Below are 13,058 nucleotides of genomic sequence, written 5' to 3' on the forward strand. Positions count from 1 at the left end.
TAGGAGCTGCTTTAGCTGCGATGGCTCATAGGGGGCGTCTTTCCCGGCTGAAGCCGGTCCTACAATTGCACGCTACAAGCTAGATTCCGGCCACAAGCATGCCTGAATGACGGGAGGGGCAGACATAAAAAAACCATCACTTTTCAGCAATGGTTCTCTTATTTCAACTTTACGTCGAATTTAAATTGCTCCCCAAAATACCGTTGCCGGCGTTGACCTATGAACCGTAGGTTCAAGGCGGGTAAATGATTAACTCCTAAGGCTTCTCGGTACGAGCCGAGCCTGCTCAATGTCATCAAAGCATTCATCCTGGGTATGTAAATATCGGCACAGGGACATTGCCGACTGACGCGTATACCAGGGAGCAAAACTGGTTATCTGAAATGCTTAGCTTCATCTGCTATTGCGATGATAAGCCTTTCAGATTTAAATCTGGGTACTGACTAATTTTGGCTAGCGAGTAAAAGTAACAAGACTCGTTTAACCATGTGTCATATGATCTTTGTACAGTTTAATCTTCTTTTACCGAACGCTCAATGAGTGCGTTCTCTAAAGTTGCCTGCAGCAGGCCAATTTTTTCATCCATCTGCTTATTATAATCTTGATTCTTTTGCTGTTCTTCCAGCAATTCATAACCAGTATTTAATGCCGCCATGATGGCTATCTCTTCGCGACTCAGGCAGTTAGTCCGTGCTTTCAGCGAAATCAACTGTATTTCGAGCTGCTGCGCCACGTGCTGCAATGCTTTCTCTTGTCCTTGCGGGCAAGCGATGGAGTATGTACGGCCTAGCAAGCTAATTTCAATAGCATGGCTGCTCATGTGGCTAAGGGTCCTGATTATTGGCTCTTGAGCGGACTATATCGGTCTAAATCGAAAAGTGCAACATGAGTAAGCGCTAAGGTGAGCAATATTGGATTAAATGTTGTTTAGATAGACAGGCTTGAGTGATTTGTAAGCATTTAGTTGGATTTTTAAGCTGCGAGTTTCTAGGCCCTTGTTCCTTGGTTCTGGATTTCAGCATCTGGCTCTTTGCCCTTACTTATTACTTATTACTTATTACTTATTACTTATCGCTTAAAACTTATCACTTTCCTATCCTTCCCTGCTCCAAGGTTCTAGGAACTCGTTTCTAGAACCTTGTTTAATTTGGCCGAGCGTCCCACTTCTGCTAGCATGGGCTGAGTATTTTCAGCCTGTGGAAACAGTTATGGCAACTCCTCCTTCTCTACGTATAGATAATTTATTAGCAGCTTTAGATGCAGCCGAAATTGGTCAGACACCGGTAGAAGTTCATGGTGCCTTAGTGGGAATTATTTGTGGTGGTGTCGAGCAGTCGAAAGATACCTGGTGTAAACCTCTGCTTGAGCTGATGAATGATGGTCATCCTCTACCAGATCCACTGCACCTGCTGATCGAGGAGCTCTACCAAGATACCTTGAGCAGAATCTCGGATATCGAATTTGGTTTCTCGCCCATGTTGCCGGAAGAGGAAGAGCCTCTTACTCAGCGCGTCGAGGCTCTGTCGTTATGGGTACAGAGCTTCTTAACCGGTATTGCCATGGTGCAGCCTAAAATTGACAAGGCTTCTGCCGACGTACAGGAAGTCATCAAAGATCTGGCGGATATCGCCCTGATCGAGTTCGATGTGGCCGAAGATGAGGAGTCGGAATTGGCCTATATGGAGCTGATGGAGTTTGCCAAGGTGGCGGCGTTACTCTGCTATTCTGAGTTTGGCCCAGATTTGACAGATCTAAATCAAAAAGAAGCCAACGTAATTCATTAAAATAGTTCCTCATTATTGTATCTAGACTTGCCGCAGCCCCTATACGACTCGCGGCAAATTAGAGAAGACCAATGACAGCTGATATAGAAACAAACAGCAATACAACAAACTCCCATACCCTGGAAACTCAGGACGTCAAACTGGTCGATGTTGCCATTGTTGGCGGCGCTATGACTGGTGCTACCTTAGCCTTAAGCTTAAAGAAGTTGAGCGAAAAGTTAAACAGGCCCCTCAAGATAGCCCTTATAGAGGCACACAAACCCGGCAGTGAACACCCAGGTTTCGATGCGCGCTCCATCGCCATCGCCCACGGTTCTATCTTCGAGCTTAAACGCCTTGGACTCTGGTCTAAGCTTGCTCATCTTGGCACGCCCATTGAGAACATACATATCTCAGACCGCGGACACTTTGGCATGACAGAGCTCAATGCTGAAGACTTTCATCTGCAGAGTTTAGGTCAGGTTGTGGAGTTAGAGCGGGTCGGTCAAGTGCTGTTTAAGCAGCTCGAAGCCAGTGATGTCCAGCTTCATTGTCCAGAGACGCTCGCCCATGTCGAGGCTCAAGTCGATTGCCAGCTGCTCACGCTCAATGATGGCACTCAGATCAAAACGGCCTTGCTGGTGGCCGCCGACGGAGTAAATTCCAAAGTCAGGCAAGCCTTCAACTTACCCTTAGAACAGGTGGACTTCGAGCAAGTCGCACTAGTCGCTAACGTCGAGACCGATAAGCCTCACAATAATTGGGCCTTCGAGCGTTTCACCAATACAGGTCCCTTAGCCGTATTACCTATGGCGCCGCTCAAGGGGGATCCGCGGGTGTCTCTGGTGTGGGCACTTACCCCCAGTGAAGCCGAGCGTTTACAGTCGGTTGCCAAAGACGAGTTCTTAGCCGAATTGCAGCAGGCCTTTGGTTTTCGCGCCGGACGATTTACCCAAGTGGGTGAGCGTTTCTCCTACCCCTTGTTAATGTCACACATGCCCAGACCCATCTATCACAGAACCGTGTTTATCGGTAATGCGGCGCAGACTCTACATCCCATTGCCGGTCAGGGTTTTAACTTAGGCCTGCGGGACTTAGTCAGCTTGCTTGACGTGGTTAAGCAGCGCTTACTCGCTGAAGGTGAGGCGGTGGATCTTGGCTCAGCCAAGCTGACCCACACTTACCTTAAGAGCCGCGAAAAAGACAGATTCAGCACCATGACCAATGTCGAATTTTTGGTGCGCGGCTTTTCTAATGACCACTGGCCATTAGTGGTCGGGCGTAGCCTGGGCTTAAGGCTACTCTCTTGGCTGCCGCCACTGAAAGTGCCGGTAGCCAGGGCCGCCATGGGCTGGAAGTCGGTAAGCTAATTCTTAATAAGGGATGTTTAAAAGGCTCTGGTAAAAGATTGCTCTTGCTCTAAGGGCTATTTAAAAGATTTATACGAATTTACATATAACGCTCTAGATCTTAAGTGAAGGAAGTGAGATGCACATAAATTCAAGTGCAATGCAAACCTATGATGTCGCGATTATTGGCGGCGGTATGGTGGGATTAGCTACCGCTATCGGACTGGCGATGGATGAACTGCGCGTGGTGGTTATCGACGCGGGAGAGGCTCGCGCCGTCTCCGGCGTAGCCAAACTCAGGGTCAGCGCCATCAACAAAGCTAGTCAGCGCTTACTGCAAAACTTAGGTGCCTGGAGTTATCTGGACGATGGGCGCGTCAGCCCCTACCAGAAGATGGAAGTCTGGGACAAGGACAGCCTAGGCAAGATTGGCTTCGACGCTCACTCTCTCAGTGAAGAGTATCTCGGCAGCATCATCGAAAATGACAACATACGTTTTGCCCTGTCTAAGCGGGCTGCTGAGTTCGATGAAATAACTTATCTTGAGAACCATAGACTCGATAAAATCGCTTTCGGTGAACGTGAAGCCTGGTTGACTTTAGACAATGGGGACAATATCAGCGCCGCCTTGGTTATCGGCGCCGATGGCGCCAATTCTTGGGTGCGTGAGCAGTGTAAAATCCCTATGACCTTCTGGGATTATGGCCATCATGCCGTGGTGGCCAGCATTCGCACCGAAATTCCACATCAAGATACCGCCCGTCAGGTGTTTCTCAAAGACGGACCCTTGGCATTCTTGCCCCTGTATGAACATAATTTATGTTCCATCGTCTGGTCGGTACCGCCGGCCAAGGCGCAGCAATTGCTGGCGGCGAGCAAGCAGGAGTTTGAGCGCACCCTCACCGCCGAGTTCGATGGCCGCATGGGCATGTGTCACCTCGAGTGTGAGCCTCAGGCTTTTCCGTTGCGTATGCGTTACGCCCGTCATTTTGCCCGCCATCGCATGTTACTGGCAGGCGACGCGGCGCATACCATACACCCGTTAGCGGGGCAGGGGGTCAACCTTGGCTTTTTAGACGCGGCGGCGATTATCGAGACCATAACCGAGCTTAAGTTAGACGGCAAAGATATCGGTGATTACAGTAATTTACGTGCACTTGAACGTTGGCGAAAGGCTGATGCGCTGGAGATGATTGCCGCGATGGAAGGTTTCAAGCGTTTATTCGAAGGTAGCAATCCTGTTAAGAAAGCATTACGGAATTTCGGCTTGAATTTAGTCGATAACCTTTCTCCTGTGAAAACACTGTTTATACAGCAGGCCATGGGTAACAAAAACAACCTGCCAAAGCTATGCAAACTAGACTAGGCACTTGAGTCAACTAAGGCTATTAAGTCTAGTATTTCAGTGAGTTAATCTCAGTGAATGTGTAAACAATATTCAGGTGTTAAAAAGCGACATGTTCAGCATGAGAAAAAGTAATGACGAAAGGATTCGGATTAGAAAATTCTCTTGTATACAAAATGGTGTTGCGAGGTATAATTTCGCCGCATTTTAGTATCGATGAGATTTTGTTTCTTAAAGGAAACTCATCGCTGCAATTTTATCTAACGCAATTGATGCATGTATTACGACCGACTATTTAAACAGTAAATAGTGACAGGAGTAATATGTTTGCAGACACACTTTGGCCGTATGTACCCTACGCTAGGTGTTTCTGTTCTTATACAGAAGCTAAGCCGAACAGGTAACTGTGTAGTTACGCCAGGTTAGACCCGAAAAGGGCATAATAACGAGATAATAATGGCTAATAAAACTGTACTCTTTAACAAGCACTTAGAATCAGACGCTAAGATGGTAGATTTCCACGGTTGGGATATGCCACTGAACTATGGTTCTCAAATCGAAGAACATCATGCGGTTCGTCAAGACGCTGGCATGTTCGATGTGTCTCACATGACCGTTGTCGATGTGACTGGCACAGACGCCTGTGCTTTCCTGCGTAAATTATTAGCGAACGATGTCGCTAAGCTTAAAATACCGGGCAAGGCGCTTTACGGCGGCATGCTAGATTATAACGCTGGCGTGATCGACGATCTCATCACCTATTATCTTACCGATACTCATTATCGCATCGTGGTTAACTCTGCGACTCGTGAAAAAGACCTGGCTTGGATTGCACAAGAAGTCAAAGGTTTCGACGTGGTCATCACCGAGCGTCCAGAGCTGGCGATGATCGCCGTTCAAGGACCTAACGCTAAGGTCAAAGCCGCTAGTGTATTCAATACTAATCAAAATGCAGCGGTTGAAGGCATGAAGCCTTTCTTCGGAGTGCAAGCTGACTCACTGTTTATCGCTACTACCGGTTACACGGGTGAGACTGGCTACGAAATCATAGTGCCAGAAGCCGAAGCCGAAGCATTATGGCAGGCTCTGCTCGAAGCCGGCGTTAAGCCATGTGGCCTAGGGGCGCGTGATACATTACGCCTCGAAGCTGGCATGAACCTCTACGGTCTGGATATGGACGAGAGTGTTAACCCACTCGCGGCTAACATGGGCTGGACTATCGCTTGGGAGCCGGAAGATCGTAATTTCAACGGTCGTGAAGCTCTGGCAGCAATCAAGGCTGCCGGTACCGAGAAGCTGGTTGGCCTGATTATGGAAGCCAAAGGCGTTATCCGTCCGGGTATGTCTATCTTCTTCACCGATAGCGAAGGTAATGAACAGCAAGGCATTATTACCAGTGGTACTTTCTCGCCAACATTAGGCTACTCTATTGCCATGGCGCGCGTGCCAAGAAGTATTGGTGACACTGCAGAAGTCGAAATACGTAAGAAGCGCGTCGCTGTTAAAGTGATCAAACCTTCGTTTGTGCGCAACGGTAAACAAGTTTTTTAATTATTTAACGGGGTTATAGCTATTTAATCCGATTTATTTGTCGATCGTGCTCATTGATGCTTATCAACTCCGCGCGCTCTCCTATAACTCGAATCAAATTTCGGCTAACCTCGTTGAATAATATATGACAACGACTAATTGTCTTATTAATACAGAATTAGAACAATAGAAATAAGGATCAAAAACAATGAGCAATATCCCGACTGAATTGAGGTACGCATCTTCACACGAGTGGATCCGTAAAGAAGAAGACGGTAGCTATACCGTAGGTATCAGTGAGCACGCCCAGGAGCTTTTGGGTGACATGGTATTCATTGAGCTTCCAGACGTTGGCGATACCGTAACTGCTGGTGAAGATTGTGCCGTTGCTGAATCTGTAAAGGCAGCTTCTGACATCTACGCACCAATCTCAGGTGAAGTACTGGCAGTTAACGAAGCCCTTGAAGATTCTCCTGAGCTGGTCAACAGCGATGCATTTGGTGACGGTTGGTTCTTCCGCGTGATGCCTTCTGATACCGCTGAAATTGAAAATCTGCTTGATGCCGAAGGCTATCAAGCGGTTATCGACGAAGAGTAAAATCTCGTCGAAAACAAAGCCTCATTTCTTCAAAAATGAGGCCTTGTTGGTTATATCAGTTTTCACCTATTACCGAGACTAATTTATAGCTAAGTGACTTTAAACTCGATTGATGTCCATAGCTTAAGGCTTACAGCTCAGTACTTACAGCTTAAAGCTGACAACTTACAACTAAAGCCTAAAGTTTAACAAGAGCAATCGTCAGAAGTTATTTAGCTATATATACATGTAGCAAACACCAATTTATTCTTAAACAATACAATTAGACCGGTACCTTAGCCCCCCTACAGGCGGATACTGGCAAAAATGGAATTAGGTTATCATGACCACTGAAACGCTTACTAAGCTTGAGCAGCACGATCTCTTCCTCAGCCGTCATATTGGCCCAGATAGCGCACAGCAGCAAGAGATGCTGAATTATGTCGGTGCAGAATCTTTAGAAGACCTCACCGCGCAGATAGTGCCTGAGTCGATTCGTCTTAATCGTGACTTAGCCGTTGGCGATCACGTCAGCGAAGCCGAAGGCATGGCCTATATCCGCGCTATCGCAGATAAGAACAAGGTCTATAAGAGCTACATAGGCATGGGTTACTATGGTACCGAGGTTCCTACTGTTATCCAGCGTAACGTGCTCGAAAATCCAGGTTGGTACACGGCCTACACGCCATACCAGCCAGAGATCGCTCAGGGTCGTTTAGAAGCCATCCTTAACTTCCAGCAGCTGTCTATGGACCTTACCGGTCTGGACTTAGCGTCTTCATCGCTACTGGATGAAGCGACTGCAGCGGCCGAAGCCATGGCACTGGCCAAGCGTGTATCGAAAGCCAAGAAAGCCAACATCTTCTTCGTTGCCGATGACGTGTTCCCGCAGACGCTGGATGTGATCAAGACCCGCGCCGAGTGTTTCGGTTTCGATATTATCGTGGGCCCGGCAGCCGATGCCGCTAACCACGACATCTTCGGTGCCCTGTTCCAGTACACCAACCGTTATGGTCAAATCACAGATTTCACCGAGCTATTCACCAAGTTACATGAGAAGAAGGCCGTGGTTGCTGTTGCCGCCGACATCATGTCTCTGGTGATGCTTAAATCGCCTGGCTCCATGGGCGCCGACGTCGTACTGGGTAACTCTCAGCGCTTCGGTGTCCCTATGGGATTCGGTGGTCCACACGCCGCCTTCTTCGTCACCCGTGACGCATACAAGCGTTCACTGCCTGGCCGTATTATCGGTGTATCACAAGATACTCGTGGTAACCGCGCCCTACGTATGGCGATGCAGACTCGTGAGCAACATATCCGCCGCGAAAAAGCTAACTCAAATATCTGTACCGCTCAGGTATTACTCGCGAACATGGCGTCTTTCTACGCCGTATTCCACGGCCCGCAAGGCCTTAAGACTATCGCCGAGCGTATTCATCGTCTGACCGATATTCTTAGCACTGGCTTAACGGCCAAGGGCATAACTCTGGTCAACAATACCTGGTTCGATACATTATCGATCAAAGGCTTAGACGTTGCGGCTATCAAGACTCGCTCTGAAGCCCAAGGCGTTAACCTGCGCATAGACTCGGATGGCATTTTAGGTGTCAGCTTAGCCGAGACCACCACTCGTGAAGATGTGGCTCAGCTGTTCGACATCCTACTTGGCGAAGGCCATGATCTGGATGTTGCCACGATCGATAGCGACATCGTTGCCAATGGCAGCACATCGGTGCCAGCAGCGTTAATCCGAACAGATGCGATTCTGACTCACCCGACGTTCAACCGCTACCACAGCGAAACCGAGATGATGCGTTACATCAAGCGTCTCGAGAACAAGGATCTCGCCCTTAACCACTCAATGATCTCATTGGGCTCATGTACCATGAAGCTGAACGCAGCCACCGAGATGATGCCTATCACTTGGCCTGAGTTTGGTAACATGCACCCATTCTGCCCACAAGATCAGGCGCAAGGTTACGCACAACTTGTGAGTGAGCTTTCTGAGTGGTTAGTGGAGATCACCGGTTACGACGCCGTATCACTACAGCCTAACTCAGGTGCACAGGGCGAATACGCCGGTTTGCTGGCGATTAAGCAGTATCACGAGTCTCGCGGCGACGCACACAGAAACATCTGTCTAATTCCTCAATCTGCCCACGGGACTAATCCGGCTTCTGCTCAGCTTGCTGGCATGAAAATCGTGGTTACCGCCTGTGATAAAGACGGCAACATAGACATGGAAGACCTCAAGGCGAAAGCGGCAGAAGTTGCCGATAACCTGTCTTGTATCATGGTCACCTACCCATCGACTCACGGCGTGTACGAAGAGACGATTGGCGAGATCTGTGAAGTGATTCATCAACACGGCGGTCAGGTTTACCTCGATGGCGCCAACATGAACGCTCAGGTAGGTCTAACATCGCCGGGCTCAATCGGTGCCGACGTGTCTCACCTTAACCTGCATAAGACTTTCGCTATCCCACACGGTGGCGGTGGACCGGGTATGGGCCCAATCGGTGTTAAGAAACACCTAGCGCCATTCCTGTCTGGCCACGCTGTGGTTAAGCAGGGTCTAGAGTCTGACAACAACGGCGCAGTATCTGCGGCGCCATACGGTAGCGCAGGAATTCTGCCTATCACTTGGATGTACATCAAGTTACTCGGCAAGCAAGGCCTGAGACAATCGACTCAGGTGGCACTGCTTAACGCTAACTACGTGATGAAGAAGCTGTCTGAGCATTATCCTGTGCTTTACACCGGTCGTAACGACCGCGTGGCTCACGAGTGCATCATAGATTTGCGTCCGCTTAAAGAAGCGTCTGGCGTCACTGAGATGGATATCGCCAAGCGTCTTAACGATTACGGTTTCCACGCGCCAACCATGAGCTTCCCAGTTGCGGGAACCTTAATGATTGAGCCCACTGAATCAGAGTCTAAAGTTGAGCTGGATAGATTCATCGAAGCGATGATCTCTATTCGCGGCGAAGTAGCTCGCGTCGAGTCTGGCGAGTGGCCGGTAGACAACAACCCGCTGAGCAACGCTCCGCATACATTGGCCGATATCATGGACGGCGAGTTTGACTCACGTCCATACAGCCGTGAAATGGCCGTGTTCCCGACGGCAGCAGTGAAGCTAAACAAGTTCTGGCCTACGGTTAACCGTATCGATGACGTGTTTGGAGACCGCAATCTGTTCTGTGCCTGCATCCCAATCGCTGATTACGAATAATAATTGCTGCTTGGGCTTGATAATACTGCCTCAGTTTAACGTTTTCGCTGCTCATTGACTGGAGTCAACTCTGCGGCGAAAACGCAAAACTTCATTGTCTTATCATCGCCAGCGACGCAATTATGATGAAACGCACCCTTAGAGGTGCGTTTTTTGTACATGGAGGTAGTTATCCCCGATCGCCATGGATGGTGAAGGAGGGGGCTTGTACATGGAGGTAGTTATCCCCGATCGCCATGGATGGTGAAGGAGGGGGCTTGTACATGGAGGTAGTTATCCCCGATCGCAGGGAAAGCGATGGAGTGGGATTTATTGGGCGGGATAATGCGGCGAAAACTATCGGCTTCCATTCTTTTGATGTAGGAGCGGCTTCAGCCGCGAAGACCTTGCCAAACTCCGTTTGGATTAATACCATTCCATTCTCGAATAAAGAGTAGGGCAAGGAGGACAGTTTTCTGCTGTAAATGGAATCACAAATCCATACTTCTCGCTCATGAGCTTATGGCTACGCCATATTCACCTGCCAGCGGTGACAAACTGTGTCTAAAAAAGCACTTTTTGCTTTTCCGTCTTTTTTTCTCTGTAATAAAACTATCTAAATTCTGTAGTAATAGTGTCATCAAGCAAACATAAGATTCTGGTCATAGGTTAACGATTAAAAGGCTGATCCATGTCTAAGAATATACTATTTATTACAGCTGATCAGTGGCGCGGAGAGTGTCTTTCTGCTCTAGGCCATTTAGTACAAACACCTCACCTTGATGCACTTGCGAGTGAGGGCGTATTATTTAAAAATCATTTTGCCAATGCCGTGCCCTGTGGCCCATCCCGAGCGAGTTTATATACCGGCATGTATCTACAGAATCACCGCTCTGGAACTAATGGCACACCTTTGGATGCTCGACATACTAACTGGGCGCTCGAGCTACGAAAAAACGGCTATGATCCAGCCTTGTTTGGTTACACAGATACGGCCAATGATCCCAGAGCGTTTGATCAAAATGATCCTATCTTAGATAACTATGAAGGGCCATTACCTGGGATTAATCCCGTGGGAATTATGGGTGATAACATAGAACCATGGGCAAATTGGTTGGCCAAAAAAGGCCATAAAATACCTTCTCCCAGATCGGATCTTTATTTTAAGCAGCGTGAACAGGATGCTGGTGCGCCGGCAGCGCTTGATATGCCTAAGGAGCATCATGTCACCTGGTTTATGGTGGATCAGGTCATGGATTATATCGAAGCAAGACAAGACAAATTCTGCGTGCATCTATCCCTGCTACGGCCGCACCCACCCTGGATTGCACCTGAACCCTACAACAGCATGTACCCGCCAGAGGCGCTTGAGGATTACGTTCGCCACGAGTCTGTCGAGCAAGAAGCGGCGCAACATCCTTGGCTGGACTGGGCCTTAAAGCAAGCTAATTTTATCGCCCCCAATAAGCCTGAAGAACTTGCCAGAATGAAAGCGGCCTACTTCGGTTTGATGTCTGAGGTCGATGCGAACCTGGGCCGCCTGTTTAATTATCTGAAGGAAAAGAATCTTTGGCAAGATACCTTGATCATTTTCACTTCAGATCATGGTGAACAAGCTGGAGATCATTACCTGATGGATAAAATGGGCTATTTTGATCAGTCCTATCATATTCCTCTTATTGTTTATAACCCAGATGAACAGGCTAATGCTACCCGAGGAACGATTCGAACCGAGTTTACCGAGAGTGTCGACATCATGCCTACTTTATTGGACTGGCTGGGTATTAAGATCCCGATTCAGTGTGATGGCCATTCTCTTATCTCGACCATACAAACAGGTACTCAGCCGCAGAATTGGCGCACGGAAGCACATTGGGAATATGATTTTAGAAATATATCCAAAGGCGAAGCCCATGAACAATCACTGGGTATAACGCACCATCAATGTACCTTAAATGTGGTTCGTGGCCAGCGCTATAAATATGTTCATTTCACCAATATGCCGCCCTTGTTTTTCGATCTGGAAAATGACCCTGAAGAATTAATTAATCAGGTGAACAATCCTGATTATTTTCAGCTGGTACTTGAATATGCGCAGAAGATGCTGTCATGGCGAATGAATCATGATGAGCAAACGCTGACACATATCAAGCTGACTGATAAAGGTATTATCTGCCAGGATGTCGCAAGATACTGGCCAAAACCTGTTGCACTAGCGAGCTAAACACACTTATGCAGATGATGTTATCCAAGGGTCTTAGTCGAGCTCACTCAATCACATCTAAGCCTAACGCCTGGCGCCGCCAAAATAGTGCGGTGTCACTTGATACCACAGCTGGTCAATAAAATTTAATCTATATCCGTTAATGATAATTATGGAGTAATCTATGCTAGCAATCTTTGATCTTGATGAGACCCTACTCGCGGGTGACAGCGAGCATTTATGGTGTGAATTCCTTATTGAACAGGGGCTTATCGATGGCCGTCATTATAAGACCAATAATGACCAATTCTATCAGGACTATCAAAATGGCTGTCTCGACATTGATGCCTTTTTACGTTTTAGTTTACAGCCACTAACACAATTTTCGCTTAGCCATTTAAATGCTTTAAGAAAAGATTATCTTAAGCAAAAAATAGAACCGATTATATTACCGCAAGCATGTAAACGCATCGAAGAGCATCGCCGACAAGGACACACCCTGTTAATTATCACCGCCACCAATCGATTTATAACTGGGCCTATCGCCGGCATGCTTGGTATTTCGCAGTTACTCGCGACCGAACCCGAATTGGGGCCAGACGGTTATAGCGGCAATATCGTCGGCGAACCCTGTTTTCAGCACGGTAAAGTAGTGAATCTACGCAAATGGTTAAACACTAACCCGCACAATATGGCTGACAGCTGTTTTTACTCAGATTCTTACAATGACTTACCTTTGTTACAAAAAGTCCAACACCCAATCGTCGTCGATGCGGACGATAAGCTGTACCAGCACGCGGTCACTCACAACTGGGAACGGATTAGCCTCAGGGGCTAGTCATCTGAAGGTTACAACATTCAAGCTAGGTTAATCGATTTGCAGCTATGAGGTTGACAGTATTCGATTGCGCAATATCGAAGTCGACTCAGTGATATTAGCTGCTAATTGTTTTCAGAAGAGTTGCGAGCCCTAAATGAACCTATTGCTCGCATGGCTTATGTTGACCACTCTTCACTAATAGATAGGCCTATTCGCGCAAAAATGGCTGATACTCCAGAGTAATTAGACCATACGAGTAT

General features: G+C 47.8%; 9 protein-coding genes and 1 other RNA gene. 8 read left to right on the forward strand and 2 right to left on the reverse strand.

Annotated features, from left to right (window positions below; all coding sequences use genetic code 11):
- Positions 1 to 185: 185 nt before the first annotated feature.
- Positions 186 to 367: non-coding RNA, 6S RNA (gene ssrS, locus KT99_RS20300), on the reverse strand.
- Positions 368 to 511: 144 nt separating this feature from the next.
- A complete protein-coding gene (locus KT99_RS00585) occupies positions 512 to 820 on the reverse strand; it encodes a cell division protein ZapA (protein WP_005495875.1) in 309 nt (102 codons plus the stop codon).
- Between the two features lie 388 nt (positions 821 to 1,208).
- On the opposite strand from KT99_RS00585, the gene KT99_RS00590 reads away from it, so the two are divergent.
- The 8 genes from KT99_RS00590 to KT99_RS00630 all read left to right on the forward strand — a co-directional run bounded on the left by KT99_RS00590 (position 1,209) and on the right by KT99_RS00630 (position 12,816).
- Positions 1,209 to 1,784 carry a UPF0149 family protein gene (locus KT99_RS00590; protein WP_005495876.1) on the forward strand — a complete coding sequence of 192 codons (576 nt, stop codon included), beginning with the start codon at positions 1,209 to 1,211 and terminating at the stop codon, positions 1,782 to 1,784.
- A 71-nt stretch (positions 1,785 to 1,855) separates the two neighbouring features.
- Positions 1,856 to 3,133: a 2-octaprenyl-6-methoxyphenyl hydroxylase gene (gene ubiH, locus KT99_RS00595; RefSeq protein ID WP_005495877.1), complete on the forward strand. Its 1,278-nt coding sequence runs from the start codon at positions 1,856 to 1,858 to the stop codon at positions 3,131 to 3,133.
- Between the two features lie 139 nt (positions 3,134 to 3,272).
- Entirely contained in the window at positions 3,273 to 4,478 is a 1,206-nt protein-coding gene (locus KT99_RS00600) for an FAD-dependent oxidoreductase (protein WP_005495878.1), read from the forward strand.
- 435 nt (positions 4,479 to 4,913) lie between these two features.
- A complete protein-coding gene (gcvT, locus tag KT99_RS00605; protein ID WP_005495883.1) occupies positions 4,914 to 6,008 on the forward strand; it encodes a glycine cleavage system aminomethyltransferase GcvT in 1,095 nt (364 codons plus the stop codon).
- Positions 6,009 to 6,195: 187 nt separating this feature from the next.
- The gene (gene gcvH / locus KT99_RS00610; RefSeq protein WP_005495885.1) at positions 6,196 to 6,585 is read left to right on the forward strand and encodes a glycine cleavage system protein GcvH; all 390 of its coding nucleotides are present in this window, start codon (positions 6,196 to 6,198) and stop codon (positions 6,583 to 6,585) included.
- Between the two features lie 322 nt (positions 6,586 to 6,907).
- Positions 6,908 to 9,796, forward strand: a complete 2,889-nt coding sequence (gcvP, locus tag KT99_RS00615) for an aminomethyl-transferring glycine dehydrogenase (protein ID WP_005495886.1) — start codon at positions 6,908 to 6,910, stop codon at positions 9,794 to 9,796.
- 670 nt (positions 9,797 to 10,466) lie between these two features.
- Positions 10,467 to 11,999 carry an alkaline phosphatase family protein gene (locus tag KT99_RS00625; RefSeq protein ID WP_005495890.1) on the forward strand — a complete coding sequence of 511 codons (1,533 nt, stop codon included), beginning with the start codon at positions 10,467 to 10,469 and terminating at the stop codon, positions 11,997 to 11,999.
- Between the two features lie 163 nt (positions 12,000 to 12,162).
- The gene (locus KT99_RS00630; RefSeq protein ID WP_005495891.1) at positions 12,163 to 12,816 is read left to right on the forward strand and encodes an HAD family hydrolase; all 654 of its coding nucleotides are present in this window, start codon (positions 12,163 to 12,165) and stop codon (positions 12,814 to 12,816) included.
- Positions 12,817 to 13,058 lie beyond the last annotated feature (242 nt).

Origin of the sequence: Shewanella benthica KT99 (genome assembly GCF_000172075.1) — a bacterium.
Taxonomy (GTDB): Bacteria; Pseudomonadota; Gammaproteobacteria; order Enterobacterales; family Shewanellaceae; genus Shewanella; species Shewanella benthica_A.

Coding starts and splice junctions, on each gene's coding strand:
- ubiH (WP_005495877.1), top strand. CDS start 1,856: ATGACAGCTGATATAGAAACAAACAGCAATACAACAAACTCCCATACC.
- KT99_RS00630 (WP_005495891.1), top strand. CDS start 12,163: ATGCTAGCAATCTTTGATCTTGATGAGACCCTACTCGCGGGTGACAGC.
- gcvP (WP_005495886.1), top strand. CDS start 6,908: ATGACCACTGAAACGCTTACTAAGCTTGAGCAGCACGATCTCTTCCTC.
- KT99_RS00625 (WP_005495890.1), top strand. CDS start 10,467: ATGTCTAAGAATATACTATTTATTACAGCTGATCAGTGGCGCGGAGAG.
- gcvT (WP_005495883.1), top strand. CDS start 4,914: ATGGCTAATAAAACTGTACTCTTTAACAAGCACTTAGAATCAGACGCT.
- KT99_RS00590 (WP_005495876.1), top strand. CDS start 1,209: ATGGCAACTCCTCCTTCTCTACGTATAGATAATTTATTAGCAGCTTTA.
- gcvH (WP_005495885.1), top strand. CDS start 6,196: ATGAGCAATATCCCGACTGAATTGAGGTACGCATCTTCACACGAGTGG.
- KT99_RS00600 (WP_005495878.1), top strand. CDS start 3,273: ATGCAAACCTATGATGTCGCGATTATTGGCGGCGGTATGGTGGGATTA.
- KT99_RS00585 (WP_005495875.1), bottom strand. CDS start 820: ATGAGCAGCCATGCTATTGAAATTAGCTTGCTAGGCCGTACATACTCC.